Origin of the sequence: Kitasatospora sp. NPDC092948, from assembly GCF_044754805.1 — a bacterium.
Taxonomy (GTDB): Bacteria; Actinomycetota; Actinomycetes; order Streptomycetales; family Streptomycetaceae; genus Kitasatospora.
This window is the reverse complement of record NZ_JBIVPU010000001.1, coordinates 757779-781526: the sequence shown is the minus strand read 5'-3', so window position 1 is coordinate 781526 and position 23748 is coordinate 757779. Positions and strand designations below refer to the sequence as shown.

30 protein-coding genes are annotated in these 23748 nt (G+C 73.2%); 12 read left to right on the top strand and 18 right to left on the bottom strand.

The genetic code is table 11. The annotated features are described in order from the left end of the window. Window positions 1-19: 19 nt before the first annotated feature. Window positions 20-760 (top strand): hypothetical protein, encoded by a 741-nt coding sequence (locus tag ACIQF6_RS03075; protein WP_400889461.1) that lies wholly within the window; start codon window positions 20-22, stop codon window positions 758-760. Window positions 761-1359: 599 nt separating this feature from the next. Here ACIQF6_RS03075 and ACIQF6_RS03070 read toward each other — a convergent pair. Beyond that, window positions 1360-1872 carry a methylated-DNA--[protein]-cysteine S-methyltransferase gene (locus ACIQF6_RS03070; RefSeq protein WP_400889459.1) on the bottom strand — a complete coding sequence of 171 codons (513 nt, stop codon included), beginning with the start codon at window positions 1870-1872 and terminating at the stop codon, window positions 1360-1362. Window positions 1873-1950: 78 nt separating this feature from the next. Then, the gene (locus ACIQF6_RS03065) at window positions 1951-2397 is read right to left on the bottom strand and encodes an ester cyclase (RefSeq protein WP_400889457.1); all 447 of its coding nucleotides are present in this window, start codon (window positions 2395-2397) and stop codon (window positions 1951-1953) included. A 663-nt stretch (window positions 2398-3060) separates the two neighbouring features. Between ACIQF6_RS03065 and ACIQF6_RS03060 the strand changes: the two genes are divergently transcribed. The 5 genes from ACIQF6_RS03060 to ACIQF6_RS03040 all read left to right on the top strand — a co-directional run bounded on the left by ACIQF6_RS03060 (window position 3061) and on the right by ACIQF6_RS03040 (window position 6601). After that, window positions 3061-3798 carry a 2OG-Fe(II) oxygenase gene (locus ACIQF6_RS03060; RefSeq protein WP_400889455.1) on the top strand — a complete coding sequence of 246 codons (738 nt, stop codon included), beginning with the start codon at window positions 3061-3063 and terminating at the stop codon, window positions 3796-3798. Between the two features lie 12 nt (window positions 3799-3810). Next, the gene (locus tag ACIQF6_RS03055) at window positions 3811-4125 is read left to right on the top strand and encodes an Ada metal-binding domain-containing protein (protein ID WP_400889453.1); all 315 of its coding nucleotides are present in this window, start codon (window positions 3811-3813) and stop codon (window positions 4123-4125) included. Window positions 4126-4413: 288 nt separating this feature from the next. Next, window positions 4414-4932, top strand: a complete 519-nt coding sequence (locus ACIQF6_RS03050) for a MarR family winged helix-turn-helix transcriptional regulator (protein WP_400889451.1) — start codon at window positions 4414-4416, stop codon at window positions 4930-4932. 177 nt (window positions 4933-5109) lie between these two features. Then, window positions 5110-5574 carry a hypothetical protein gene (locus ACIQF6_RS03045; protein ID WP_400889449.1) on the top strand — a complete coding sequence of 155 codons (465 nt, stop codon included), beginning with the start codon at window positions 5110-5112 and terminating at the stop codon, window positions 5572-5574. A 97-nt stretch (window positions 5575-5671) separates the two neighbouring features. Next, the gene (locus tag ACIQF6_RS03040) at window positions 5672-6601 is read left to right on the top strand and encodes an NmrA family NAD(P)-binding protein (protein ID WP_400889448.1); all 930 of its coding nucleotides are present in this window, start codon (window positions 5672-5674) and stop codon (window positions 6599-6601) included. A gap of 148 nt (window positions 6602-6749) precedes the next feature. Here ACIQF6_RS03040 and ACIQF6_RS03035 read toward each other — a convergent pair whose 3' ends face one another. Next, on the bottom strand, window positions 6750-7484 hold the full coding sequence (locus ACIQF6_RS03035) for an aminoacyl-tRNA hydrolase (RefSeq protein WP_400890087.1): 735 nt from the start codon (window positions 7482-7484) through the stop codon (window positions 6750-6752). A 35-nt stretch (window positions 7485-7519) separates the two neighbouring features. Further along, window positions 7520-8437 carry a hypothetical protein gene (locus ACIQF6_RS03030; protein WP_400889446.1) on the bottom strand — a complete coding sequence of 306 codons (918 nt, stop codon included), beginning with the start codon at window positions 8435-8437 and terminating at the stop codon, window positions 7520-7522. A 143-nt stretch (window positions 8438-8580) separates the two neighbouring features. Between ACIQF6_RS03030 and ACIQF6_RS03025 the strand changes: the two genes are divergently transcribed. The 3 genes from ACIQF6_RS03025 to ACIQF6_RS03015 all read left to right on the top strand — a co-directional run bounded on the left by ACIQF6_RS03025 (window position 8581) and on the right by ACIQF6_RS03015 (window position 11110). Then, on the top strand, window positions 8581-8952 hold the full coding sequence (locus ACIQF6_RS03025) for a YbjQ family protein (protein WP_400889444.1): 372 nt from the start codon (window positions 8581-8583) through the stop codon (window positions 8950-8952). 128 nt (window positions 8953-9080) lie between these two features. Continuing rightward, window positions 9081-9998: a RimK family alpha-L-glutamate ligase gene (locus ACIQF6_RS03020; RefSeq protein WP_400889442.1), complete on the top strand. Its 918-nt coding sequence runs from the start codon at window positions 9081-9083 to the stop codon at window positions 9996-9998. Next, complete coding sequence (locus tag ACIQF6_RS03015) at window positions 9995-11110, top strand: NAD(P)-binding domain-containing protein (RefSeq protein ID WP_400889440.1); 1116 nt, start codon at window positions 9995-9997, stop codon at window positions 11108-11110. Before ACIQF6_RS03020 ends, ACIQF6_RS03015 begins: the two co-directional genes overlap by 4 nt. A gap of 33 nt (window positions 11111-11143) precedes the next feature. Here ACIQF6_RS03015 and paaE read toward each other — a convergent pair whose 3' ends face one another. The 6 genes from paaE to ACIQF6_RS02985 form a co-directional block, all read right to left on the bottom strand. After that, window positions 11144-12211, bottom strand: a complete 1068-nt coding sequence (paaE, locus tag ACIQF6_RS03010; RefSeq protein WP_400889438.1) for a 1,2-phenylacetyl-CoA epoxidase subunit PaaE — start codon at window positions 12209-12211, stop codon at window positions 11144-11146. Beyond that, window positions 12211-12708, bottom strand: a complete 498-nt coding sequence (paaD, locus tag ACIQF6_RS03005; protein WP_400889436.1) for a 1,2-phenylacetyl-CoA epoxidase subunit PaaD — start codon at window positions 12706-12708, stop codon at window positions 12211-12213. The genes paaE and paaD overlap by 1 nt, the downstream gene beginning before the upstream one ends. Beyond that, window positions 12702-13583: a 1,2-phenylacetyl-CoA epoxidase subunit PaaC gene (gene paaC / locus ACIQF6_RS03000; RefSeq protein ID WP_400889434.1), complete on the bottom strand. Its 882-nt coding sequence runs from the start codon at window positions 13581-13583 to the stop codon at window positions 12702-12704. The genes paaD and paaC overlap by 7 nt, the downstream gene beginning before the upstream one ends. A 46-nt stretch (window positions 13584-13629) precedes the next feature. After that, window positions 13630-13923 carry a 1,2-phenylacetyl-CoA epoxidase subunit PaaB gene (paaB, locus tag ACIQF6_RS02995; protein WP_033257582.1) on the bottom strand — a complete coding sequence of 98 codons (294 nt, stop codon included), beginning with the start codon at window positions 13921-13923 and terminating at the stop codon, window positions 13630-13632. After that, entirely contained in the window at window positions 13920-14903 is a 984-nt protein-coding gene (gene paaA, locus ACIQF6_RS02990; RefSeq protein WP_400889432.1) for a 1,2-phenylacetyl-CoA epoxidase subunit PaaA, read from the bottom strand. Before paaA ends, paaB begins: the two co-directional genes overlap by 4 nt. A 296-nt stretch (window positions 14904-15199) precedes the next feature. After that, window positions 15200-16369 (bottom strand): M20 family metallopeptidase, encoded by a 1170-nt coding sequence (locus ACIQF6_RS02985; protein ID WP_400889430.1) that lies wholly within the window; start codon window positions 16367-16369, stop codon window positions 15200-15202. A gap of 852 nt (window positions 16370-17221) precedes the next feature. Here ACIQF6_RS02985 and ACIQF6_RS02980 point away from each other — a divergent pair. After that, window positions 17222-17533 carry an ADP-ribosylglycohydrolase family protein gene (locus tag ACIQF6_RS02980; protein WP_400889428.1) on the top strand — a complete coding sequence of 104 codons (312 nt, stop codon included), beginning with the start codon at window positions 17222-17224 and terminating at the stop codon, window positions 17531-17533. A gap of 61 nt (window positions 17534-17594) precedes the next feature. On the opposite strand, the gene ACIQF6_RS02975 is transcribed toward ACIQF6_RS02980, so the two are convergent. Then, window positions 17595-17861 carry a GlsB/YeaQ/YmgE family stress response membrane protein gene (locus ACIQF6_RS02975; protein ID WP_400889426.1) on the bottom strand — a complete coding sequence of 89 codons (267 nt, stop codon included), beginning with the start codon at window positions 17859-17861 and terminating at the stop codon, window positions 17595-17597. A gap of 137 nt (window positions 17862-17998) precedes the next feature. Between ACIQF6_RS02975 and ACIQF6_RS02970 the strand changes: the two genes are divergently transcribed. Beyond that, complete coding sequence (locus ACIQF6_RS02970) at window positions 17999-18226, top strand: hypothetical protein (RefSeq protein WP_400889424.1); 228 nt, start codon at window positions 17999-18001, stop codon at window positions 18224-18226. 7 nt (window positions 18227-18233) lie between these two features. Here the strand turns inward: ACIQF6_RS02970 and ACIQF6_RS02965 are convergent, their stop codons facing one another. From ACIQF6_RS02965 to ACIQF6_RS02940, 6 genes are all read right to left on the bottom strand, one after another. Further along, a complete protein-coding gene (locus ACIQF6_RS02965; protein WP_400889422.1) occupies window positions 18234-18941 on the bottom strand; it encodes a DUF6230 family protein in 708 nt (235 codons plus the stop codon). Then, on the bottom strand, window positions 18938-19588 hold the full coding sequence (locus tag ACIQF6_RS02960) for a hypothetical protein (RefSeq protein WP_400889420.1): 651 nt from the start codon (window positions 19586-19588) through the stop codon (window positions 18938-18940). The genes ACIQF6_RS02965 and ACIQF6_RS02960 overlap by 4 nt, the downstream gene beginning before the upstream one ends. Then, window positions 19585-19974: a DUF6114 domain-containing protein gene (locus ACIQF6_RS02955; RefSeq protein ID WP_400889418.1), complete on the bottom strand. Its 390-nt coding sequence runs from the start codon at window positions 19972-19974 to the stop codon at window positions 19585-19587. The genes ACIQF6_RS02960 and ACIQF6_RS02955 overlap by 4 nt, the downstream gene beginning before the upstream one ends. Beyond that, window positions 19968-20741, bottom strand: coding sequence for a DUF6230 family protein (locus tag ACIQF6_RS02950; RefSeq protein WP_400889416.1), 774 nt, complete (start codon window positions 20739-20741; stop codon window positions 19968-19970). Before ACIQF6_RS02950 ends, ACIQF6_RS02955 begins: the two co-directional genes overlap by 7 nt. A gap of 260 nt (window positions 20742-21001) precedes the next feature. Then, window positions 21002-21421 carry a DUF6114 domain-containing protein gene (locus tag ACIQF6_RS02945; RefSeq protein WP_400889414.1) on the bottom strand — a complete coding sequence of 140 codons (420 nt, stop codon included), beginning with the start codon at window positions 21419-21421 and terminating at the stop codon, window positions 21002-21004. An 87-nt stretch (window positions 21422-21508) separates the two neighbouring features. Further along, window positions 21509-22261, bottom strand: coding sequence for a cholesterol esterase (locus ACIQF6_RS02940; protein ID WP_400889412.1), 753 nt, complete (start codon window positions 22259-22261; stop codon window positions 21509-21511). 174 nt (window positions 22262-22435) lie between these two features. Between ACIQF6_RS02940 and ACIQF6_RS02935 the strand changes: the two genes are divergently transcribed. Then, window positions 22436-23023: a TetR family transcriptional regulator gene (locus ACIQF6_RS02935; protein WP_400889410.1), complete on the top strand. Its 588-nt coding sequence runs from the start codon at window positions 22436-22438 to the stop codon at window positions 23021-23023. A 7-nt stretch (window positions 23024-23030) separates the two neighbouring features. Here the strand turns inward: ACIQF6_RS02935 and lepB are convergent, their stop codons facing one another. Next, complete coding sequence (lepB, locus tag ACIQF6_RS02930) at window positions 23031-23672, bottom strand: signal peptidase I (protein ID WP_400889408.1); 642 nt, start codon at window positions 23670-23672, stop codon at window positions 23031-23033. Window positions 23673-23748: the final 76 nt, after the last annotated feature.

The following is a 23748-nucleotide window of genomic DNA, read 5'->3' as shown; positions in this document are numbered from 1 at the left end:
CCGAAAGGTTCACCACGAGATGGCCGACATCGAGGACACCCCTCCCCCCGACCGGAAACCGCCGACCGCCCCGCCCACCCGCATCCTCCCGGAACAGCCCACCCCCGCCACCCTCCCCGACCCGACCGACCTGCGCCCCGCCGGCCCCACCCGCCGGTGGACCTGGCTGCTCGGCGGCCTCACCGCCGGAGCCGGCGCCGCCGCCCTCGCCCTCACCCTGACGGCCAACCTCACCACCCCGGCACCCCCCACCGCACCGGCCACCCCGACCACCACCCCCTACACCGCACTGGTCGACGGCTGTGCCCTGCTGCGCCCGGAGACGGTCGAGCACTACCTCCACGGAGCGACCTGCACCGCACCGAACCACGCCGGCGACGCCACCTCCCGAGGCGTCTGGACCAGCAAGGACTCCGGCTACGCCGACGCGGACGTCGAGATCATCCTGTCCCCGTTCGCGGAGAGCATCCACCAGGAGACCCTGACCGACGACCGCACCACGGCAACCACCACCGGCGCGACGATCGCCGACGACCGAAGCGTTCCCGACCTCGGCGACAAGGCGACGCTGCTCTACACCTCCTACAGCGGCTACGGCCGGGTCAAACTCTCGATCGTCCGGAACAACGCACTCGTCACCGTCGAGTACTCCGCGATCACCACCACCGGCCCCACCCCCGAGAGCACCCCCCTGGACGCCGCCGAAACAGCCGCCATCACCTGCGCCAAGGACGCCCTCAACACCCTCGCCACTCCATGAACCCCGCCCCGGCCCCGGGCCTCGACGCCAGCCCACTCCCCCTGGTCCACCGGCCTGCCGTCGGAGGTGCCGACACCCCGGACGTCCCGCCGAACCGGGCCTCGGCCGACGCTCCGACCGGTGAACTCCCTGGCGGCACAATGGCTTTCGACCACCCCACCGAGTAGATCCGCGCAATCGCCCGGGGGAGCCGTCCTGGTCGCGCCGCCCACCCGGGCGGCCCCCGACGGGCTGCTACGCGAAGTCACCGCCGCCACGCACGACGGCGCCGGGACCCGCCGCCGCACCACACCGGCCACCCCTGGCTGACGCGCTGCCGGTGGCATACGTCTCGCTGGCGGGCGAGCGGGACCCGGCCGACATCGTCTCCGAACGCTCCGGGCCGGGCATGCAGGCCCCGCTCGGGCTCCGGGCCGAGCATGCTGGCCCCGCTCGGACTCCGGGCCGGCGCCGACCGGGAGTTCAACGTGGCCGGTGTCCCCGGCCCACGGGCCCCGACCGGTCCGGCCGCCGCCCGCACAGGTAGAAGGGCGGGCGGACGACCGTCCGCCCGCCCTCCTGGGGGCCGTCTTCACGGGGCAGCACAGGCCGGAGGACGCCTAGAACAGGCGCCCGGCCCGCGCCTCGGCCGGCTCCTCCAGGTCCAGCAGGAGCTGCTTGCGTTCGAGCCCGCCGCCGAATCCGGTGAGCCTGCCGCCCGCGCCCACCACCCGGTGGCAGGGGATCACGATGCTCACCGGGTTGCGCCCCACGGCCTGGCCCACGGACTGCGCGAATCCCCTGCCGCCCAGTTCGGCAGCGATGTCGCCGTACGTGATCCGTCCGCCGTAGGGGATCCTGCGCAGCCGCGCCCAGACCTGCTCCTGGAATCCGTCACCGCTTGTCGCCGCCGCGACGTCGAACACCTGCCGCTCCCCGGCGAAGTACTCGTCGAGTTCGCTGCGGGCCTGCGCCAGCACGGGATCGGCCGAGACCTCGGCGCGGCGGCCCCACGCCGACGGCGGCGGCGTGTACCGGTAGCCCTGGAAGTACAGTCCGACCAGCGCCTCGCCACCGGCGACGACCAGCAGCGCTCCCACCGGACTGTCCACGTGGATATGTCGGACGTCCATCTCGATCTCCTCTCTGCGGTTGCCGTCCGCCCGTGGTGCGGACGTACGACGTGCGGGTGCCCCGGGGCGGGCGGCCGGTCAGGCGGGGATGACCAACCCGAGCTGCCGGAGGGCCGTGAGACCGTCGTCGAGGCCGATCTCCTCGGTGATCCTGCCGTTCTCGACCTTCAAGACGGTGGTACCGCTGAAGTGCATCGCCTTCCCCGTCTTGGCGGGCAGGGCGCCGACGGGCAGGTCGTCGAACGCTTCACCGGTGTGGGTGCCGCCACCGACCCACCGGCCGACCACGTAGTCGCCCTCCGCGAGGAGGTCGGCGGTGCCGGAGAAGGCGAGGTCGGGGAAGGCGGCCCGGAACTTCTCCGCAAAGGCGCGGACTTCCTCGCGGCCGCGGCAGGGGGCGTGCATGGAGTACTCGAACGTGATGTCCGGATCGGCGAGTTCGTCGATGACGGCCGGGTTGAAGTCGGGGCCCCAGAACTCGGTGAACCAGCGACCGACGACGGCCTTGTTCTCCTCCATCGACATGATGCGCTCCTTCGTACGGGCGGGGCGGCAACCGCGTGCGTGCGCAGCAGGACGCCCCGATAGTGACGGTCCGGTAGGTTTCCGGCCGTTTTACGGCGTTTACGATCCTGGCCCGGTCCCCGACCGGGTGCTGGCGGTATTCGGACCGGGCGTTCGCAGCTCCGCGAGCACCGGCCCGAACCACCGGGGCCGCGCTGCCGGCCGCCTCCCCCGTCCCACACGGACAACCCGTCAGCCGCATGCGAGCCGAGGCGCTCGCCCCACAGCTCCCCGGCCTCCTGACGACGGGGCCGCAGCCTCGACCGCCCCGGCCTCGACCACCCCGTCACCCAGCCAGCACTCCTGCCCGCGCGGCACTCGCACCCGCGCAGCGCTCGCACCTGCCCGGCATCGCCCAGCCCGTTCCGCCCGGACGCGAGGTCCGATTGCCGCCAGCACCCGGGCCCCGGCCGGACGACGATCGGAACCGTCCAGTACTCCGACACCACCCCGCGCGCCGAAGGACCCCTCCCAGGGCCGCCGCCCTCGCCGTCCGGGCGTTCGGCACCGCGGTCCTCGCCAACGCGCCGCCGACCGTCCGCCTCGGCCACCACTCCCTGGGCCCGCCCACACCCGACCGTCCGACCCACTCCCGACCGTCCGACCCACCCCCGAGGACACCCCGTGCACAGCGCCACCGCCACCGCCACCGCCCCGACCGCCGCCGAACGCACCCTCGACACCGCCGACTGGGCCGCCCTGACCTCCGAACTCGACTCCCATGGCTGCGCCTTGACGCCCCGCCTGCTCGACCCCGACCAGTGCCGACAGCTCGCCGCGCTCTACGACCGGCCCGAACTGTTCCGCACCACCGTCGACATGGCCCGCCACCGCTTCGGCTCCGGCCAGTACCGCTACTTCACCCACGATCTGCCCGAGCCGGTCGCCGCGCTGCGCGAGGCCCTCTACCCCCGCCTGCTGACCGTCGCCCGCGCCTGGGCCGCCCGACTCGGCCGCCCCGCGCCGTGGCCCGACTCCCTCGCCGAGTGGACCGCCCGCTGCCATGCCGCTGGTCAGGGCAAGAGCTCCCAGATCCTGCTGCGCTACGGCCCCGGCGACTGGAACGCCCTGCACCGCGACGTCTTCGGCGACCTCGTCTTCCCGCTCCAGGTCGTCATCGGCCTCGACGTGCACGGCACCGACTACACGGGCGGCGAGTTCCTCCTCGTCGAACAGCGCCCCCGCGCCCAGTCCCGCGGCACCGCGACCGTCCTGCCCCAGGGCCACGGCCTGGTCTTCACCACCCGTGACCGTCCCGTCCCCTCCGCCCGTGGCCACTACGCCGCGCCGGTGCGCCACGGCGTCAGCACCGTCCGCACCGGCCGCCGGCACGCCCTCGGCCTGGTCTTCCACGACGCCTGACGCACCGCCACCATGACCACCAACGGCATGTCCACCCCCGCCACCACCACCCCGGCACCCCCGCGCACCTACACCCTGATCGGCCCCGACGGCCACCCGTGTACCAGCACCACCCCCGGCACCCTCGGCGGCTACCGCCCCAAGCGCATCTACGGCCGCCTCGACTGCCCCTCCGCCCTGCGCTTCATCGCCGCCGACCACTACGTCCGCCACCGCGTCTTCTTCCGGGACGAGGCCACCGCGATAGCCGCCGGCTACCGGCCCTGCGGCACGTGCTTGCCCGAGAAGTTCCGGCAGTGGAACACCCGAGCGACCTCCGCACCGTGAACGCCCACTCCCCCGCTCCCCCGCTCCCCACTCCGCCGCTCCGGCCGACGCGACCGCGCAGGCCGGCCACCTGCCCGCCGGCGCGTGGGCCCCGGAGCCGGACCGCGAGGCCGTCCCCTGCGATGGCGAGCAGCGGCCGGAAGGGGTGGGCGACAGCGGTCCGAAGCCGCCCGATCCGGCTGCGCAGCCGGTGCCGGACCGTACCGCCGCCCCGGAGCGAGGCGGCCCGGGGTTAAATCAGCCCAGTCCCCCTTGACACCCAAAGTAATTAGCCGCCATATTACTCACATGACGAGAGACCAGGCCGACAGCGAGCAGCCCACACTGGAGCAGGCCGGGTGGCAACTTCGGCACTACGGCCTGGAGACGGACCCACAGGCGGTACTGGTCGCGGTGCGACTGATCTCCGCAGGCGCGAGGGTCGGCCGGGCCGCCGAGGCCCACTTCGCCAGGTTCGGACTGTCGACGGGCCGCTACCGACTGCTCGCGGACCTCGAAGGCCATGGAGGAGAGAAGTCCCCCTCGCAACTCGCGGCCGACCTAGATGTCTCCAGGGCCACGGTCACCGGCCTGCTGGACGGCCTGGAACGCGAGGGCCTGATCGCCAGGCGCCCGTCCACCGAGGACGGACGCGGCACGGTCGCGATCCTGACCGCGCGCGGCGCGCAGCGCCTGCGCGACATGGCGCCCGAGCATTTCGGGCGACTGGAGGCGATGGTCACGGGGCTCACCGTCGAGGAGCGCGCGACGTTCCTGGACCTGCTCGCGCGCGTCGTGCGCAGCAGCTCGGCCCTGACCGCCGACTGACCCGGCCGGCCGCCGGGCCCGGGCTCCCATCCCGCGGGTGGGAGCCCTTTTCACGAGGTAGTAATTAGCCACCTAATTACTCCACTCAATTAGCCTGCCGAGAAGGCCCGCCGGGCCCCACCCGCACCCCTTCGCTTTTCGGAACTCCAACGAGATGAACGAGATGAAGAGGCCAAGATGCCCACGACGAACGACAGCACCGGCCCGAACCGGGCGGCCGCCCGGCCGTTCACGCTGTGGCGCGAGGTGCTGACCGCCTACGCCGCCCCCGCCCTGATGGCGGGTACCGCGGGAGTCGTCACCGGACAGGCGGATCTGACCGTGGCGGCCTGCACCTCCATCGCCGGCACGTCCGCGGTGGTGGCGTTCCTGGTCGGCGCCTGGCTTCGGCACGGCGGGCGGCCGCGACGCTGGACCACGACCCTGCCGCGCGTAGTCCTGACCGCGCTGCTGGTCAGCGCGGCCACCGGTGCGGCGGCCGCGCTGGGATGGTTCGCCGCCGAGTGGCTGCCGGCCCGCGCCTCGCTCCACGCCGCCCCCTGGCTGCGGCGACTGCGCATCGACCTGCCCGTCTCCGCCGTCCTCGCCACCACCATCGTCACCCTGCGCTGGCGCGGCACCCTCCCGAAAGCCCGGCCGTGACCGGCCCCGACACCCGGGCGCCTGTGCCCGGACGCACCGAACCCAACCCGGCGGCACCGGCTGCCGCGGACACCACCAAGCACCGAGGAGACACCCGGTGATCGTTGTCATGGGAGCGACCGGAACCACCGGAACCGCCCTGCTCCACAGCCTGCGCGCCCTCGACGTCCCCGTCCGCGCCCTCACCCGCACCCCGCACCGACCGCTCCCCGGCACCGCAGCCCCGCACGACCCGACACACGACCCGCACGACCCGCACGACCCGCACGACCCGCACGACCCGCACGACCCGCACGACCCGCACGTCGAGGTCCGGTACGCGGATGCCGGCGACCCCGACTCGCTGCGCGCGGCCTTCGCCGGCGCCGATCAGCTCTTCCTCGCCATGGCCAACAGCCCCGCCCAGGTCGAACTCGAAACCCGCGTCATCGACATCGCCGCCCGCAGCGGAATCGGACACATCGTCAAGCTCTCCGCCCCCGCCGCCGAGCCCACGGCACCCGTCGCGATATCCCGCGGACACCACGCGGTCGAGGAACACCTGCACGCCTCCGGACTCACCGGCACCGTCCTGCGCCCCTACGCGTTCATGCAGAACCTGCTGCGCCTCGCGCCCACCGTGGCCCGGGGCCTCGTCCTCGGCGCCATGAGGGACGCGCCCTGCAACTACATCGACTGCCGCGACATCGGCGACGTCGCGGCCGCCGTGCTCACCCGGCGCCACCTCGCCGGCGGAACCTACACGCTGACCGGACCGGAGGCCGTCTCCCACCCCGACCTCGCCGCCCGGCTGACCGAACTGACCGGCCGCCGGATCCAGTACGTCGACCTCGCTCCGGACGAGCTGCGCGACAACCTCGTCCAGCAGGCCGGCCTGCCCGCCTGGCTCGCCGACCACCTCGTGGAGATCCAGCAACTCGCCATCGCCCGGCCCGAGTTCCCCACGAGCACCGTCACCGACATCCTCGGCCGGCCGCCCCGCACCCTCGACGCCTTCCTGAGCGAACACCGCAGCCACTTCCGGTGATTCAGGCTGCTCGGCGTATCCGGAACGGCTCGCCGAACGCCGGTACCCGGGAGGCGCCGCGCCGAAGGACCCGTCAGAGGCGTACGACGGCCGCCAGGACGCGTACGCCTCGCCTGCCACGTTGCCGTGCGGGGGTCGGCGGGCACGTTCAGGAGCGTCGAAGGGCCGGGTGGTCGGCGACGACGGTGCAGCTGCCGGGGGCGATCTCGGTGAAGCCGGCGTCCCGGACGACCGGGAGTCGACCGTCCGTCAGGGTGGGCCAGTCGGCGGCGGTGGCGGTTCTGACGGCCAGTGGGAAACCGCTTTCCGCCCACTGCTTGCGCTGTGCGTCGTCCAGTTCCCACCAGGCGAGCTGGGCGGCGTGGCCGGTCTGGGCCATGGTCTTGCCGGCGCTCATCTGCAACTCCGGGTTGAGCCACAGGACGGGGACGCCCTCGGGGGCGGGGGCGGGCGGGGCGGGGTCGTCGAGTTCGGTGCCGGAGACCTGGAGTTTGGCGAGTTCCTTGGGCCAGCCGTCCAGCGGGATCGGCGGGAAGACCCGCACCTCGGCGCTCTCGCCGGTGACGGTGATGCCGGGCAGCTCGTTCGCCTTGCGCCACTCGCCGCCGCGGGCCCGCCGGACGACCTTGCGGATCCGGGCGTCCTCCCAGGCCTTGACGCGCTCGGCCCACTCGCCGTCGTCGGCGGTGACCCGCGGGTCGGAGAGCAGGGTGAGCACGGCCCGGGCCGAGGTCTCCAACGCGTCCGTCCGGCGCGGCGGTTCGGCCTTCTCCAGCCGGACCACCAGTGGCAGCACGTACTGGTCGTGGGAGTCCCGGTCCTCCGCGTGTCCGCCGACCGCGGGCAGCGGGGCCGGGGAGGACGGGGTCGGTTCGCCGGTCACATCGTTGGGTGAGCTCACCCCTCCAGCATGCCAGCTCAGCGCCGGTAGCCCCGCCCGGGGTCGCGCTCCTCGGCGTCCTGGTAGCCGAGGAACCAGCCCTCGGGGTGGGTGGCGGCGAGGAGTCGGTCGATCCGCTGGGCGGCGTCCAGGTCGTCCTCGGTCTCCTCGGGGCCGTAGACGCCGAAGAGTTCGTCGGTGCAGCCGTCCCAGTCGTAGTCGTACAGGTCCGCGGGCAGACCGCCCATCATGTCGGCCACCGACTCTGGTTGGGAGCCGAGCAGCGAGCGGGCGTCGGCGAGTGCGAGGCGCAGTGCGACGTCCTCGGCGAGGCTGCGGGGCAGTGGCCATTCGCCGAGGGCGAGGTCGTCGGCGAGGTCGTCGAAGGCCCGGGCGAAGGCGCGGCGCCAGCCGCGGTGGAGGTTCCAGGTGCGCTGCTGGAGGCGGCCGAAGACGCTCCAGTCGGCTTCGTCGGCGACGGTGACGGGGTCGTCGCCGTGTTCGTCGAGGTCTTCGTAGGCGGCGTCGGAGAGGCTGATCAGCTGGGTGTGCAGCAGGCACGCGGTGCGCGGGGTCAGGGTCCAGTCACCGGTGTCGCTGTCGTCGTCCAGCGGGAAGAGTGCGGCGAAGTCGGGGGCGAAGTCGTCGGAGACGGCGATCTCCAGCGTGCCGCCGAGGGCTTCGATGCCGGGGATCGCGGCGACCAGCCGGTCCGGGTGGAGCAGGGCGCCGAGGGCCGCGTTGGGGTCTTCGGTGACCTCCTGCAGCAGTTGGCGGCGCTGGCCCTCGGGGTCGATTCCGGCGAAGTCGAGGTCTTCGACGGCCGCCTGTGCGGCGGCCCGGAGGGCCGGCCAGTCGGTGATCCGGATGCCCAGCACCACGGTGGCCTCGATCTCCTGCGCGCCGGAGTCCTCCGCCGCGCCAGGCCCTTGTGGATGATCGCTTCGCTCGCCCATGCCCCAAGGTTGACAAACCCGAGGGTCCGGTGTCCATCGGCTCTCCCGATCCGGTGCCCGACGATCGCGCGGGGACCAACCGGAAAGCGCTTTCCGTGTGCCATGCTGGCGCCCGGAACGAATCGTCACAGAAGGTGGGAACCATGACTGAACTGAACGATTTCGGTGGCGGACAGGACCCGTCCGGCGGCGTGCTGGTGGTCACCACGAACGACGTGCCCGGATACCGGGTGGAGCGGGTGATCGGCGAGGTGTTCGGCCTCACCGTGCGGTCGCGGCACATCGGCTCGCAGATCGGCGCGGGCCTGAAGTCGCTGATGGGCGGCGAGCTGAAGGGCCTCACCAAGACGCTCGTGGAGACCCGGAACCAGGCGATGGAGCGGCTGGTCGAGCAGACCAAGGCGCGCGGCGGCAACGCCGTCCTGATGATGCGCTTCGACGTGACGGAGGCCGCGGACGTCGGCACCGAGGTGTGCGCGTACGGCACCGCCGCGGTCATCGCCCCGATCGGCTGACCGCCGGCCCCGACCACCGGACAAGCCAGGCAGGCATATTGTCCGACAGTCGGTAAAGCGGTTGACACTGCTTACGGGTGCGTAAGAGCCTCACTGCCGGACCGTCCCGCGCACCGCCTGGAGCACCCGTGAGCACCTCCCCGCACCCCGTCCTGCCCGCGTCCGGCGTCCTGCCCGCGTCCGGCCCGAGGGTCGCGTACGCCACCTGCCTCGGCATCGAGGACGTGGAGATGTTCCCCGTGCTGGCCGCGTTCGCCCGGGCCGGCGTGCACGCGGAGGCGGCGGTCTGGAACGACCCGGACGTCGACTGGGGCGATTTCGACCTGGTGCTGATCCGCAGCGTCTGGGACTACATCCTGCAGCGCGACGAGTTCCTCGGCTGGGCCCGCCGGACGGCGGCGCTGACCCGGGTGGCCAACCCGGTGCCGGTGCTGGAGCGGAACACCGACAAGACCTACCTGCGCGACCTGGCCGAGGCCGGGGTGCCGATCGTCCCCACCGCCTGGGTCGCCCCGGGCGAGGAACTCACCGGCGCCGACTGGCCGGAGCTGGTGGTGAAGCCGACCGTGTCCTCCGGCGCCCGGGACACCCTGCGCACCACCGACCGCGAGGAGGCGCTCGCGCACGTCGCGGCGCTCACGGCGGCCGGCCGCACCGCGATGGTGCAGCCGTACCTGCCGATGGTCGAGGACGAGGGCGAGACCTCGCTGCTGTACCTGGGCGGGGAGTTCAGCCACGCGGTGCGCCGCGGCCCGATGCTCGGCGGCGGCTTCCGGGACGTCGTCCGCGACCCCGCCGACGACCAACTCGCCCTTGCCGAGCGGATCCTGGCGGCCGTCCCGGAGCGCGCGGAGCTGTTCTACGCCCGGGTCGACCTGGTGCGCCTGCCGGACGGCTCGCCGGTGCTGATCGAGCTGGAGCTCACCGAGCCCCGGCTGTTCCTGGACCTGCGCCCGGACGGCCCGGAGGCGCTGGCCGCCGCCACGGTGCGCCTGCTGGCCGGCGACGGGAACACCCGGCCGCAGCCCGATGTTTCACGGGCGTGACTGTTCAAGGTGCAACGATCGACCCGGCCGGCGCCGCACCCCGCGAGGTGGACGCGCTGGTGATCGGCGCGGGCCAGGCCGGCCTGTCCGCCGCCTACCACCTGCGCCGTCGCGGCTTCGCTCCGTACACCGGCTTCGTGGTGCTGGACGCGGACGACGCCCCGGGCGGAGCCTGGGCGCACCGCTCCCCCTCGCTGACCATGGCCACCGTGCACGGCTTCCACGACCTGCCGGACTTCGAACTCCCCGCCACCGACCCGGCCACCCCGGCCCGGGTCGCCGTGCCGGGCTACTTCGCCGCGTACGAGGCGCAGCACGCGCTGCCCGTGGTGCGGCCCGTGAAGGTGCTGGCGGTGCGCGACCGGCCGGACGGGCGGCTGCTGGTGGAGACCGACTCCGGCAGCTGGGTCACCCGCGCGCTGCTGAACGCCACCGGCACCTGGACGCGGCCGTTCCTGCCGCGCTACCCGGGGCACTTCGCGGGCCGTCAGCTGCACTATGCGGACTACCGGGGCCCGGCGGAGTTCGCGGGCCGGCGGGTGCTGGTGGTCGGCGGCGGGGCGTCGGCGATCCAGGTGCTGTCCGAGGTGGGCGCGGTCGCCGGGACGGTGTGGGTGACGCGCACCCCGCCGGTGGTCCACCAGGGGCCGTTCACACCGGAGTTCGGCCGTGAGGTGGTCGCCAAGGTGGAGGAGCGGGTGGCGGCGGGGCTTCCGGTGCGCAGCGTGGTGTCCGTCACCGGCCTCGGCCCGAGCGTCGCCTACCGCCGGGCCGAGGAGCTGGGCGTGCTGAACCGCCGCCCGATGTTCGACCGGCTGACCGAGCACGGAGTCGCCTGGGGCGACGAGGAGTTGGCGGTGGACGCGATCATCTGGGCGACGGGTTTCCGCGCCGAGCTGACCCACCTGGCGCCGCTCGCGCTGCGCGGCCCGGGCGGCGGCATCCGGATGACCGGCACGCACGTCACCGACGACCCGCGCATCCACCTGCTCGGCTACGGCCCTTCGGCGTCCACGGTGGGCGCCAACCGGGCGGGCCGCGCGGCGGTGAACGAGGTCGTCCGCCTGCTCCGCGAAGGCGACCGGCCGACCGCCGAACCCGCCGTCGTGTAACGGCAGTTACGGCAGTTGCGGCCGTGGCGGCAGCTACCGGTCGTAGTCCACCGTGACCTGGTCGGAGACCGGGCGGGCCTGGCAGGTGAGCACGTAGCCCGCGGCCAGTTCGGACTCCTCCAGTGCGAAGTTGCGGCGCATCTCGACCTTGCCCTCGCAGAGCAGTGCCCGGCAGGTGCCGCAGACGCCGCCCTTGCACGCGAACGGCAGGTCGGGGCGGGCGCGTTGGGCGCCGTCCAGGATGGAGCGGTCGCGCGGCAGGGCGAGGGTGCTGGAGCGGCCGTCGAGGACGAGGGTGACTTCGCTGGCGGCGGCATCGGGAGCGGGTTCCAGGTGCCGCTCCTCGGCCCGTTCGTCCTCGGCGTGGAACAGTTCCTGGTGCACCCGCCCGGCGGGGACGCCGAGTCCGGCCAGCAGCTCCTTGGCGTCCGCGACCAGGCCGAACGGCCCGCACAGCCACCAGTGGTCGACGTCGGGGACGTCCACCAGCGCCTCCAGCAGCGCCTTCACCCGGTCGGCGTCGAGGCGTCCGCTGAGCAGTTCGGCGTCCCGGCTCTCCCGGGACAGCACGTGGACGAGCTGGAAGCGGTCGAGGTGACGGTCCTTCAGGTCGGCGAGCTCGTCGGCGAACATCACCGTGTCGCTGCGCCGGTTGCCGTACAGCAGGGTGACGCGCGAGTCGGGGTGGCCGGCCAGCACGGAGCCGGCGATGGACAGCATCGGGGTGATGCCGGAGCCCGCGGCGATCAGCACGTGTTCGCCGGGTTCGGCCGGGTCGGCGGTGAACGACCCGCTGGGCGGCAGCACTTCGACCGTCTCGCCGATCGCGGTCCCGCCGACCAGCCAGTGCGAGAACAGCCCGCCGGGCACCTCGCGGACGGCGATCCGCAGCGGCCCGCCGACGGGCGAGCAGAGCGAGTACGAGCGGCGCTCGTCGACCCCGTCGACGATCCGGCGCAGTGTCAGCACCTGCCCGGGCTTGAACGTGAACTCCTCGGCCAGCGCGGGCGGTACGTCGAAGGTCACCGCGACGGCGTCCTCGCAGAGCCGTTCCAGGTTGCCGATCGGCAGCGGGTGGAACTGCGGGCGGCGGGCGGCCATCAGATCTCCTTGATCCGGTCGAAGGGTTCCCGGCAACTGCGGCACCGCCACAGTGACTTGCAGGCGGTGGAGCCGAACCGGGACAGCTCCTCGGTGTCGGTGGAGCCGCACTGCGGGCACGGCACGGCCAGCCGGGTCGGGCCGAGCGTCAACCGGGTCGCGGTGGGCCGCGCCCCGAAGACCGGCGGGGCGATGCCGGCTTCGGCGAGCTTGCGGCGGCCCTCCGGGCTGATCCGGTCGCTGGACCACGGCGGGTTCATCCGCAACCGCACCTCGACCTGGTCGAATCCGGCCGCGCGCAGCCTCCGGGCCACGTCGCCGGCCATTTCGGCGACCGCCGGGCAGCCGGAGTAGGTGGGTGTGATCCAGGCGGTGACGGCGCCGTCGTGCTCCTCGACGTCGGCGAGGATGCCGAGGTCGGCCAGCGTGAGCATGGGCAGTTCGGGGTCGGGCACCGCGGCCGCGACCTCCCGGGCCCGTTCGAGGGTGCTCACCATGTCGCCCCCGGGTGCGCCCTGGCCACCACCTGGAGCTCCGCCAGCAGCGGGCCGAGCGCCTCGGTGTGCACGCCGTGCCGCCCGGCCCGGCCGTTCACGTACGCCCGCGGTGCGGCCTGCGGCACGCTCAGCGTGGCCTCCTCCAACACCGCTGCGAGGCTTGCCAGTACGGGTTCGCGCAGCTCCGACGGGTCGACGCCGAGCCGCAGTTCGACCTCGTGCGGGGTGAACAGCTCGTCCAGCCACGGCCACAGCGCCTCCAGCGCCTGCTGCATCCGCTCGTGCGAGTGCTCGGTGCCGTCGCCGAGCCGCAGCACCCAGGACTGCGCGTACTCCCGGTGGTACGCCAACTCCTTGACGCCGAGCGCCGCGACGGCGGCCAGCACCGGGTCGGCGTGCTCCACCAGCCGGCGGTACAGCTCCTCGCGGGCGGTGGCGAACAGCAGCATCCGCCCGACGCACTGTGCGAAGTCGCCGTTCTCCAGCTCCGCCAGGCGGACGTTGCGGTAGTCGAAGTCCTCGCGCCAGTAGGCGAGTTCGTCCTCGTTGCGGCCGGTGCCGTCGAGCTGGCCGGCCCGGGTGAGCAGTCGGCGGGCCTGTCCGAGCAGGTCGAGGCCGAGGTTGGCGAGCGCCACCTCCTCCTCCAACTCCGGTGCCCGGGTGACCCATTGGATCAGCCGCTGGGACAGCACCAGGGCGTCGTCGCCGAGCATCAGGCAGTACGCCGCGAGGTCCGCCGGGTCGATTCCCGGCGGCGGCGCGGCGTCCACGCCCAGCAGCGGATCGGCGAACCCCGTGCCGTAGGCCCAGCGCGCCTCGCCGTCCGGCTCACCTGCGGCGTCAGCCAGTGAGAGGTACACGTGGTCGTCGGTCATGTCGCCTTCCCTGCTGAGTGATTGACGGGGCGTCAGGTGCGTGGCGTCAGATGTGCGGGACGTCCTCGGGGATCGGGTAGAAGGTGGGGTGCCGGTACACCTTGTCCCCGCTCGGCGCGAAGAACGGGTCCTGCTCGTCCGGGCTGGACGCCGTGATCGCGTCCGAGCGGACCACCCACAGGCTCACCCCCTCGTTGCGCCGGGTGTACAGGTCCCGGGCCGCGAGCAGCGCCATCCGGTCGTCGGCCGCGTGCAGCGACCCGACGTGCACGTGGTTCAGCCCTCGCCGCGGCCGTACGAACACCTCGTACAGCGGCCAGGACGCCCGCTCTCCGCTCATTCCGAACTCCCCTTTCCCTGCGCGTGCTTGGCCGCGTACGCCGACGCCGCCTCGCGCACCCAGGCGCCGTCCTCGTGGGCGGCGCGCCGCCGTTCGATCCGCTGCTCGTTGCACGGGCCCTGGCCCTTGATCACCTGTTGCAGCTCCGACCAGTCCGGCTCGCCGAAGTCCCAGCTGCGGCGTTCCTCGTTCCAGGCGAGCGCCGGGTCCGGCAGCGTGACGCCGAGGTGCTCGGCCTGCGGGACGGTCATATCGACGAAACGCTGCCGCAGCTCGTCGTTGCTGTGCCGCTTGATCCGCCATGCCATCGACCGCTCGCTGTTCGGCGAAGCCCCGTCCGGCGGGCCGAACATCATCAGCGACGGCCACCACCAGCGGTCCACCGCGTCCTGCACCATCCGGCGCTGCGCGTCGGTGCCGGCCATCAGCGTCATCAGCAGTTCGTAGCCCTGCCGCTGGTGGAACGATTCCTCCTTGCAGATCCGCACCATCGCCCGCGCGTACGGCCCGTAACTGCACCGGCACAGCGGCACCTGGTTGCAGATCGCGGCGCCGTCCACCAGCCAGCCGATCACGCCGACGTCGGCGAACGTCAGCGTCGGGTAGTTGAAGATCGACGAGTACTTCTGCCGCCCGTCGATCAGCTTCTCGGTCAGCTCGGCCCGGTCCACCCCGAGGGTCTCCGCCGCGGCATACAGATACAGCCCGTGACCGGCCTCGTCCTGCGCCTTCGCCAGCAGGATCGCCTTGCGCCGCAACGACGGCGCCCGGGTCAGCCAGTTGCCCTCCGGCTGCATCCCGATGATCTCCGAGTGGGCATGCTGCGCGATCTGCCGCACCAGCGTCGCCCGGTACGCCTCCGGCATCCAGTCCCGGGGCTCCACCCGCTGTTCGTTGGCGACCACCGCCTCGAACCGCGACTGCGCTTCCGCGCTCGCCTCCACCACCCACCTCCCGACTGACCGTTCGGTCGGTTCCATTCTGTACACACGGGAGACCCGGTGACAAGCATGTACGGAGGCACAAACCGAGGCGCGGGGAGACCTGCGCGAGAGCGGGTGGGCGCTTGAGCAGGTGGGCGCGAAAACAGGGGCGCGGGGAACGGCGCGAAGCGGAAGGCGCTACGTCGCAAGATCGCGACGCAGGGCAATCACTTGCACGTGCTCGCGACCTGGCGGACAGGCCTTGCGCTGGTCGCGCAGGTCTCCCCCGGCCCCGGCGGGCCGGGAGGCGCCCCACGCGCCCCTGATCTCGCACACTCCCCACGCCCCGGTGGTCACCTCAAGCGGGGCAACGGCACCGCCAGCAGAGCTGCCAGCAGGGCGATCCGCGGTCCCAGCTGGTCGATCCGCAAGTGCTCGTGCCGCGCGTGCGGCCCCGCCCCGACCGCCCCGAGGCCATCGAGTGTCGGGAGACCCCTCGCGCCGGCCAGGTTGGTGTCCCCCGCCCCGCCGGCGGGTGCGCCGTCGAGGTGGTGGCCGAGGGCGGCGGCCAGGGAGCGGACGTGGCGCAGGAGCGGGTTCGCCGGGCGCTCGGGCCAGGCCGGGCGGGAGGAGAGGACTTCGGTGCGGACGTTCGCGCCGGGCCGGTTCGCGGTCAGGTGGGCGAGCGTGTCGAGGGTGCGGCGCTGGGCCTCGGTGGTGGAGAAGCGCAGCCCGATCTCGGCCTCGGCGCGGCCGGCGACGACGTTGGCGCGGGTGCCGCCGCCGATGCGTCCGGCGTTGAGTTCGGTGCCGGGCTGCCGGGAGAGGCCGCGGACGGCGATGAGTTGGTCGACGAGTTCGTCGATCGCGGAGACGCCGTCCGCGGCGTCGTTGCCGGCGTGTGCCTCGCGTCCGGTGACGGTGAGCCGGACCCGGGCGGAGCCTCGGCGGGCGGTCTTCAACCGGCCGTCGGGGTGGCCGGGTTCGAGCCCGAGGACGGCGGCCGCGCCGCGCAGGTGCTGTTCGAACAGACGGCGGCCGTCGGGGCTGCCGATCTCCTCGTCGGAGACCACGATCATCCGCACCGGTCGGTGCGGGCGTTGGCCGAGGTCGGCGAGGAGTGCGAACGCGCCTTCCAGCAGGGCGAGTCCGCCCTTCATGTCGAGGATGCCGGGGCCGGTGAGACGCCCGTCCTGTTCCTCGACGGGCCAGTCGGCGAGGGTGCCGACGGGCCAGACGGTGTCGTGGTGTCCGACCACCAGCAGGTGCGGCAGGTCTTCGTGCCGGCCGGGCCAGTTGAGGACGAGGTGGTCGCCGTGGTCGCAGCTGTCGCGGGTGGCGGTGGCGCCGGTGGCGGTGTATCCGGCGGCGAGTTCTTCGGCGAGGGTGTTCAGCCGGGGCGCGTCGCCGGACGGGGTTTCGATCCGGGCGAGGTCCGCGCAGCGCTTGCGGACGGCGGCGGTGAGGGTGCGGGCCCTGCTGGTCAGGGTGCGGGGCAGGCCCGGTAGTGCGGCGGTGGCCAACGTCGTTGCCGTGGTGGGCGGTTCATCGGCCTCGGGGGGCGCGGTCGGGGGTGCGGCCGGCGGTGCGGTCGGGGGTGTGGCGGGATGTGGCTCGGGGACCACGGTATGGCGGCTCACCGTTCACCCCCGGTGGGGCGCGTGGCACTGGGAGGTATGGCCGGGGCGGGTGTCGCGGGGATCTGTTGCGGCTTCGGGCTCGGTCGTGGTGTCCGGTGCGATGTGGGGCTGGGCAGCACTGCGTCCTCCTCGCTCGGTCCGCGACCCCGGCTCGGCCCGGGGTCCGGGGACGTCGGTCCTCTGTTCCTCGGCGCGGAGGGGCGACCGTGGCAGGGGACCGGGAAGCGAGCCTAGAAGATTCGATCAGTTCCCTGCGAGTGTGCTCCGTCCGCGCTGTCGCCGCCCGACCCGTCGTCGGGGCCGGGGAGCGGCCACGGGCCCTGGCCCGACGCGGCGAGCGGGACGCGGTCTCCGAGCGCGTCCGTCTCCCACCTTGAACCCGCGAGGGCGAATCAGCAGCGCGAATCGCTCACGATCGAGCGAATCCCGTCCGATGGGCGAGACGGGACCGGGCTCGGGCTCCGGCCGGGAAATCGGCTCGACGGGCGGCGGGGCGCCGGGCCGGACTCGGTGCCACCTGAACGTTCGAGGAGTCACCATGTACCCCGTCCCGCCGCCCGCCCTGGACAGCCTGCACGGTCTGGCGCTGGGCGATTGCCTTCGGCGACCGCTGGTTCGTCCGCCGGCGGGTGGAGGCGTCGGCGGAGGTCGCGGGGCGGCCGGTCCGCCCGGCGCCGTCGGCGTAGCAGGACGAGCGCCATCCACCTGGGCGAGCACGGCGAGGTCGAAACGGCCGTGCTGGCAAGGGAGTTCGCGGCGGAGTACACGGCGGTGCCGCACCGCAAGTACGGCCCGTCGATGCATCAGGTGCTGCGTGCGGTGCACGCGGGCGAGGACCATGTCGCCGTCACCGGTGCGATGTTCGGCGGGCAGGGCTCGCCCGGCAACGGCGCGGCGATGCGGGTGGCGCCGCTGGACGCGTGGTTCGCCGACGATCTGGCGGTGGTCGCCGAGCAGGCAGAGCGCTCCGCCCGGGCCACCCACGCACATCCGGAGGCGGCGGCCGGGGCCCGGGCGGTCGCGCGGGAGCCGCTGCCGGCGCTGTGACGCGCACAACGCAGGGTGCCCCGGCCGAACGTCTCGGCCGGGGCACCTGTCTGACGTTCCGTCAGTCGCGTGACTTCCCGAAGATCAGCCGGTAGACGATGAGCAGGGCCAGCGATCCGGCGATCGCGGAGATCCAGGTCGGCAGGTCGAAGAAGTGCACGCTGATCGACCTGTGCAGGATCTTCGTGGACAGCCACCCGCCGATGAACGAGCCGGCGATACCGATCAGGGTGGTGACGATGATGCCGCCCGGGTCCTTGCCGGGGAGCAGCAGCTTGGCGATGGCTCCGGCGAGGAGCCCTAGGATGATCCAACTGACGATGCCCATGCCGTTCTCCTGCCCTTCGCCACGAGGGCCAATCCCGTCGTGCTTCTCCCCGACAAGGACGAGTGGGACAACCGTTCGGTTCCGGCCGCGGCGGGCGCCGGCTGCGGTGGCGCACTGCGGGCGGAAGGGGTGGCGGGATGCGGCGGAAGGTGCACGGGGAGCGCACGGCGCACCAGGACGCATGGCTGAACGCGTGGGTCGCGGACGTCGAACTGCCGGACGGGCAGCGCTTCGAGCAGCACGCGGTGAAGCTCCGGCGCCCGGCCGTGGCTGCGACGGTAGACGACCGCCGCGAGGCCGTCGGCAGCGCCACCCCGGCGGGCGCCGGCGCTGCTGCTCGACGAAGGCGAAACGGCCCGGCCTGACGGCATGTCACTTGCTGCCCGGGGTGCCGACCGGTGCGGCCGGGGCCGGGCAGTCGACGGAGCCGGGGCGGACGGCGATGGTGAGGCCGGGGGTGCTGAGCAGGCCCGGCAGCTGGAGGTCGTGAACGGTCGCGGTGACCTTGTCGAACTTGGCGTAGCCGGCCTGGATGCCGAATCGGTGCTGCGGGCTGTTCAGCGGGTTGGGCAGGTAGCCGCCCGCGCCGTCGCCGACCGTGGTGGTGTCGGGGCCGTTGATGTTGAGGTCGACGAGGCCGTCCATGTCGAGCGCTCCGGTGGCGCTGCGCAGGTCGAGGACGGTGTTCTGGGTGGTGATCTCCCAGGTGGCGGGGTTGTTGTCGCCGACGGTGATCATCAGCGTGTAGGTGGCGCCGAGGATCTGCTGCTTCTGCGCCAGGCACAGGCCGTTGATGACGCCCTGCGCGAAGCCCATCCGCAGCGGGTGGGCGATGCCGGTGCTGCCGTCGGGCCGGGTGTAGGGCTGGTCGACCACGGCGGCGGCGAAGTGCGTGCCGTACAGGCTGCTGGTGGTGAGCTGCACGGTGCCGCTCTGGATCTGCAGCCCGGCGGCCAGCGCCCCGCCGGCCATCGCCTGGCCGAGTGCGGCGGCGGCGAGCAGCGCGGGCAGTGCGACGGCGGCGCCGCGCCGCCAGTGGGTGTGCCCGAACTCCGGTGTCTCGTCGGCGTGTTCGCTCATGGGCTGGTGACCGTGATGGTGCCGGGCAGGTGGACGGGGTTGTCGGTGGAGTCGAGGGCGGCATGGTCGTCGACGGTCTGGATGCCGTAGATGTCGGCGGTGAACCTGGTGGCGCCGGCGTCGAGTTTGATGAACGAGCCGAAGAAGTTCAGCAGCCCCTGGATGCCGCAGATTTCGAACAGCACGGTGACACAGAGGTTGCTGATGTCGCCCCACATCACGGTGGTCTCGGGCTTCCCGGCCCGGTCGAGGCCGCCGAGCGAGCCGGCGGCGGGCACCGAGATGGTCAGTGCGGTGCCGTCGGGGGCGGTGTGCGCGACCTGCATGTTGGAGCGGATCGCCAGTTGGGTGAAGGTGTACTGGGTGGTGGTGCGGGTGGTGCCGTCGGACAGCCGGATGGTGACGTTGTTCTTGACGCTCAGCCCGACGGCGTTGAGGCTGGCGATGGTGACGTGCATCGGGTTCGGCGTGGGCAGGAACGGCATGCCGAGCGGCTGCGGCTCACCGGGCAGCACCTGCGGTGCGGCGGACACGGCGCCGTCGGCCGCCGCTGCCCGGTCGCCGTCGCCCGGTCCGGCGGCAACGGCCACCAGCACGGCGAACGCCCCCAACACCCCGACCGCAGAATGTATTTGACGCTTAGTCATGTCGACTCCCCCAGCGCTGACTTGCGCTTCGGTCCCCAGCCGGCGGTCATCGCGCCGCCGAGGATGCCGAGCAGCATGCCGACCAGGAAGCCGCCCAGGTTGGAGACCACCAGGGAGACCACGGCGAGCACGGTGCCGATCAGGCCGAAGGTGATCCGCTGGCCGGGCGCGGCGAGCGGGATCAGGCCGCACAGCATCATGCCGCCGCCGACCAGGTAGCCGGCCACCGCGTTGAAGCCGGTCGCGGTGACCAGTTGGATCGCGCCGAGCGAGAACTTGAGCACCGTCCAGCCGCCGAGCACCAGCCACAGTCCGCCCCAGAACGGGCGGGTGCGGCGAAAGGCCCGGAACCAGCGCCACCCGGCGGCGAGTCGGGCGGTCAGCATGTGGTGGCCGATCCGGGGACGACCCTGATGTTGAGGGCGGGCAGGGTGAGCGAGCCGGCGATCTCGGCGGTGTAGGCGCTGGCGTTCAGCCCGGCCAGGGTGACAGTGCTGCCGCCCGGCCCGGAGCCGGCCGAGCCCAGGCCGAAGCCGCCGGCCTGGGCGCCGGTGAGCCCCTGCCCGGCCACCATCACCTGGTCGGCGGACATGCCGAGCACCGCGTTCTGCAGCGTGGTGTTGCCGGCGGCGGTGAGCGTCGGGGCCTCGATGTACAGGTTGGACGCGTTGATGTCGGCGGTGAAGGCGGTGGGCGGCGCGGCCGTCACCGGCTGGCCGGCGGTGAGCAGCATCGAGTACGGCACCCCGGCGAAGGACTGGTGGACGATGCCGCACAGTCCGGCCAGTCCGGCGCTGGCGAAGCCGACCCGGGCCATCGCGGTGCTGGTGGAGGTGGAGCCGTTGGCGGCTTCCACGGAGGGGGTGTTCAGGATCGCGCCGAAGCCGGTCCCGGAGACGCCGTTGGAGGTGAGGGTGAACGGCGAGTTGGTGACGTTGAAGCTCGCGGCGAGCGCGCCGTCGGCGATCGCCCCGCCGAGTGCACCGGCGGTGAGCGCGGCCGGGAGCAGCACCGCGACGGAGCGCCCCCACCTGGTCCCGTGGCGGGGGCCGTCGGCGGCCAGGGCCAGCATTCGGCCGTTCCAGTGGGTGGCCGCGCCGGCGGCGGGGCGGGCCAGCGACCGTAGCCGGGTGGTCCAACGCTGCTGATTCATCTGCGATCTTCCTTGACGGGTCGAGAATTTGACGAAGCGTCGGGTCATGGGCCGAGAGCGGCGCGACCGCGCGCGGCGGGGCGGGCGAAGCGCCACGGCCGGGCGGCCGAACACCGCCGGTTCACCTGCCGTCACTCCTGACGCAAAGCCCGGCAGCACGACCGCGCGCAGCGGGGCGGGCGAAGCGCCACGGCCGGGCGGCCGAACACTTCCGGTTCACCTGCCGTCACTCCCGTACACAGAGCCCACTTGACGACCCGTCATGTCTCGGCGGGGCGGTTGCGGCGCAGCCACCGGCGGCGGGCGGGTTTCTCGGGCATCCAGCCGACGGCCATCGAGCCGCCGAGGACGGCCAGGAACATGCCGACGAAGAAGCCGCCGAGGTTGCTGAGCGGGAAGGAGGCGACGCCGACGATGACGGCGATGACTCCGGCGGTGTAGCGCTGGCCGGGCAGCAGCAGGATCAGCAGGGCGAGGGCGATCAGGATGGCCCCGGCGGCCATGCCGCTGACGCCGCCGATGCCGACGTGCAGGATCTTCGCGACCGGCGCGAGCGGCAGGTAGAGGATGACGAGGCCGCCGAGTGCCGTCCACAGGGCGGCCCAGAACGGGCGGGTACGGCGCCAGCGGCGCACGGCGAGCCGGGCCCGGTCGAGTGCCGGCAGCGGGTTGCGGGCCATGGGGGGTGCCTCTCGGGTCGACAGCGACGGGCGGGGCGGGCGGGACGGGGGGAGGTTCCGTCCCGCCCGAAGGTCTTCGACGGGGTGTCAGCAGTCGCTGCCGCCGGCGCCCTTGCCGGCGGTGTCGCCGTTGGCGAGGTTGATGGACAGGTTGGGCAGGGTGATCGCGCCGCCGATGGTGGCGCCGTTGGCGTTGGCCCGCAGGCCGCTGATGTCGGTCTCGCCGCCGGTGGCGTCCAGGCCGAACTGGCCGGCGGTGCCGTCGTTGATGCCGGTGCCCTTGATGTTGGCGCTGTCGGCGGCGGCGCCGATCTGGTTGGGGGTGGCGGGGGTGGCGTTCAGGGTCGCGCTGGCGCCCTTGACGGCCTGCGCGTCCAGGATCAGGTTGTTGGCCTGGAGGCCCTGGCCGGCGGCGAGTTGGGCGGTGGTGAGCGGGGTCGCGGCGGCGGGCGAGCTGATGTTCAGCGACCAGGTGCCGACGGTGCCGATCACCGGCAGGTTGACCGACTGGACGGCGTGGATGCAGATGCCGTCCAGCCCGGCCTTCGGGAGGCCGACCTCGGCGGCGGCGGTCGGGCTGCCCGCGGTGACGGTGGTCAGCACGGCGCCGATGCCCTTGGGTGCTGCCACGGTGGTCGAGGACAGCGTGAACGGAACGCTGGTCAGTGAGAGGTTCGCGGCCAGTACGCCCTGGGCCATCGCCACGGTCATCGCGGCGACCACGGCGGTGGCGGGCAGTGCGATCAGCGCCGAGCGGCGCCACCGGGTGACGCCGCGGCGGTCGGCCGGTGCGACGGTGGCTGCGGGCTGCGGGTCGGCGGCGGTGGACTCGTCCTGCATGGGGGTCTCCATGGGTCGTCCGGCCCCGGGAGCCCATCCCTGACCCCCGGAGCGGTTTACACCTTTCGGCATTGTGTCCAGAAAGTAAGCACTACTAGATGGAGTGTCAATAGAATGTGCAGACCCTGAGCACATGCGGCCCGAGGCCCGCCAGGGCGTCGATATGCTCGACCGATGGCATGGATCAGGGAGACCGTCCGCTCGCTGCTGCGCGACCGACTGCTCGACACGGCGGGCGGGCTCGTCGCCGCCGAGGGCTTCGACCGGCTCCGGATGACCCAGGTCGCCGCGGTCGCCGGGGTCAGCCGGCAGACCGTCTACAACGAGTTCGGGTCCAAGGACGCGCTCGGCGAGGCCCTGTTCGGGCGCGAACTGGAGCGCTGCCTGCTCGGCATCGGGCAGCACCTGGACGCCCACCGCGCCGACCCGCGCGCCGCCGCCGAGGCCGCCGCGCTCTTCACCCTGCGGCTGGCCGGCCGCAACCCGCTCGCCCGCGCCATGCTCACCGCCGCCCCCGACGGCACGGACGGCATGTTCGCCCACCTCACCACGCACGCCGAGCCGGTCTTCGCCACCGCCACCGCCGTGCTGGCCGACTACGCCGCCGAGGCCTGGCCGGCCATCGACCCCGACTCCCGCGCCCTCGCCGCCGACACCGTGGTCCGCCTCACCGCCAGCCACATCGTCCAGGGCGCCGCCACCCCCGAGGACTCCGCCCGCCGCATCGCCGAGGTCTTCGTCCGCATCGCTTGCCTCACCTGACGATCCGTCAGTTCTCCTCCGGTGCCGCGACGGGAGTCATCTCGGCCCGGTACGACAGCGCGCCGATCCTGCTGAGCGGCAGGACGCTCCACCCGACCCGGCCGGTGACGGAGGCGAGGTCTCCCCAGCCGAAGCTGCGGGCGTCGTCCGAGTGGTCGGAGTTGTCGCCGAGGAAGAACAGCTTTCCGGGCGGGACGAGTTGGGCGGCGGCGACGGACTGCTTGCGCCCGTCGGCGGCGCAGCACGGCGAGGCGTGCCGGTCCTGGTCGCGCCCGGTGGGCAGGTCGACGCGGTACCACTGGCCGCTTCCGCCGGGCTGGACCAGCACCACGAACGGATCGTCCGGCCGGGCGAGGATCTCCACCCGGTCGCCGGGCAGGCCGATGACGCGCTTGACCATGGTGGTGTCCCGCCCGGGGGTGCGCAGCAGCACCACGTCGAGGCGTTCGGCGCGCCCGGCGGTGCCGGGGACGGCGAGCAGGCGCTGCCCGTTCACCAGGGTGGGCTCCATGCTGTGCCCGTCGACCCGGACGGCGAGCGCCGCGGCGGCGACGGCGGCGACCAGCGCCGTCACCAGCAGCGCCCCGAGCGTTGCGAGGACGATCCGCCGCCACGGCCGGCCCGCCCGCTGTTCGACCTGCTCCGTCATCGCCGACTCCTGTTCGCCGCAGGGCCGGCCGACGGCCGGTGCGTGGCGGTGAGCGTGACGGCGCGGATGATCGACT

Excerpts from the sequence above, each read along its gene's own strand:
- paaD (WP_400889436.1), bottom strand. The coding sequence starts at position 12,708 with ATGGTGAGCACCCTCGAACGGGCCCGGGAGGTCGCGGCCGCGGTGCCC.
- ACIQF6_RS02960 (WP_400889420.1), bottom strand. The coding sequence starts at position 19,588 with ATGACTAAGCGTCAAATACATTCTGCGGTCGGGGTGTTGGGGGCGTTC.
- lepB (WP_400889408.1), bottom strand. The coding sequence starts at position 23,672 with ATGACGGAGCAGGTCGAACAGCGGGCGGGCCGGCCGTGGCGGCGGATC.
- ACIQF6_RS03065 (WP_400889457.1), bottom strand. The coding sequence starts at position 2,397 with ATGTCGATGGAGGAGAACAAGGCCGTCGTCGGTCGCTGGTTCACCGAG.
- ACIQF6_RS02945 (WP_400889414.1), bottom strand. The coding sequence starts at position 21,421 with ATGGCCCGCAACCCGCTGCCGGCACTCGACCGGGCCCGGCTCGCCGTG.
- ACIQF6_RS03050 (WP_400889451.1), top strand. The coding sequence starts at position 4,414 with ATGACGAGAGACCAGGCCGACAGCGAGCAGCCCACACTGGAGCAGGCC.
- ACIQF6_RS03045 (WP_400889449.1), top strand. The coding sequence starts at position 5,110 with ATGCCCACGACGAACGACAGCACCGGCCCGAACCGGGCGGCCGCCCGG.
- paaC (WP_400889434.1), bottom strand. The coding sequence starts at position 13,583 with ATGACCGACGACCACGTGTACCTCTCACTGGCTGACGCCGCAGGTGAG.
- paaB (WP_033257582.1), bottom strand. The coding sequence starts at position 13,923 with ATGAGCGGAGAGCGGGCGTCCTGGCCGCTGTACGAGGTGTTCGTACGG.
- ACIQF6_RS03030 (WP_400889446.1), bottom strand. The coding sequence starts at position 8,437 with ATGGGCGAGCGAAGCGATCATCCACAAGGGCCTGGCGCGGCGGAGGAC.
- paaE (WP_400889438.1), bottom strand. The coding sequence starts at position 12,211 with ATGGCCGCCCGCCGCCCGCAGTTCCACCCGCTGCCGATCGGCAACCTG.
- ACIQF6_RS03025 (WP_400889444.1), top strand. The coding sequence starts at position 8,581 with ATGACTGAACTGAACGATTTCGGTGGCGGACAGGACCCGTCCGGCGGC.
- ACIQF6_RS02935 (WP_400889410.1), top strand. The coding sequence starts at position 22,436 with ATGGCATGGATCAGGGAGACCGTCCGCTCGCTGCTGCGCGACCGACTG.
- ACIQF6_RS03075 (WP_400889461.1), top strand. The coding sequence starts at position 20 with ATGGCCGACATCGAGGACACCCCTCCCCCCGACCGGAAACCGCCGACC.
- ACIQF6_RS02975 (WP_400889426.1), bottom strand. The coding sequence starts at position 17,861 with ATGGGCATCGTCAGTTGGATCATCCTAGGGCTCCTCGCCGGAGCCATC.
- ACIQF6_RS02955 (WP_400889418.1), bottom strand. The coding sequence starts at position 19,974 with ATGCTGACCGCCCGACTCGCCGCCGGGTGGCGCTGGTTCCGGGCCTTT.
- paaA (WP_400889432.1), bottom strand. The coding sequence starts at position 14,903 with ATGGAACCGACCGAACGGTCAGTCGGGAGGTGGGTGGTGGAGGCGAGC.
- ACIQF6_RS02965 (WP_400889422.1), bottom strand. The coding sequence starts at position 18,941 with ATGAGCGAACACGCCGACGAGACACCGGAGTTCGGGCACACCCACTGG.
- ACIQF6_RS02940 (WP_400889412.1), bottom strand. The coding sequence starts at position 22,261 with ATGCAGGACGAGTCCACCGCCGCCGACCCGCAGCCCGCAGCCACCGTC.
- ACIQF6_RS03070 (WP_400889459.1), bottom strand. The coding sequence starts at position 1,872 with ATGGACGTCCGACATATCCACGTGGACAGTCCGGTGGGAGCGCTGCTG.
- ACIQF6_RS02970 (WP_400889424.1), top strand. The coding sequence starts at position 17,999 with ATGCGGCGGAAGGTGCACGGGGAGCGCACGGCGCACCAGGACGCATGG.
- ACIQF6_RS03055 (WP_400889453.1), top strand. The coding sequence starts at position 3,811 with ATGACCACCAACGGCATGTCCACCCCCGCCACCACCACCCCGGCACCC.
- ACIQF6_RS02950 (WP_400889416.1), bottom strand. The coding sequence starts at position 20,741 with ATGAATCAGCAGCGTTGGACCACCCGGCTACGGTCGCTGGCCCGCCCC.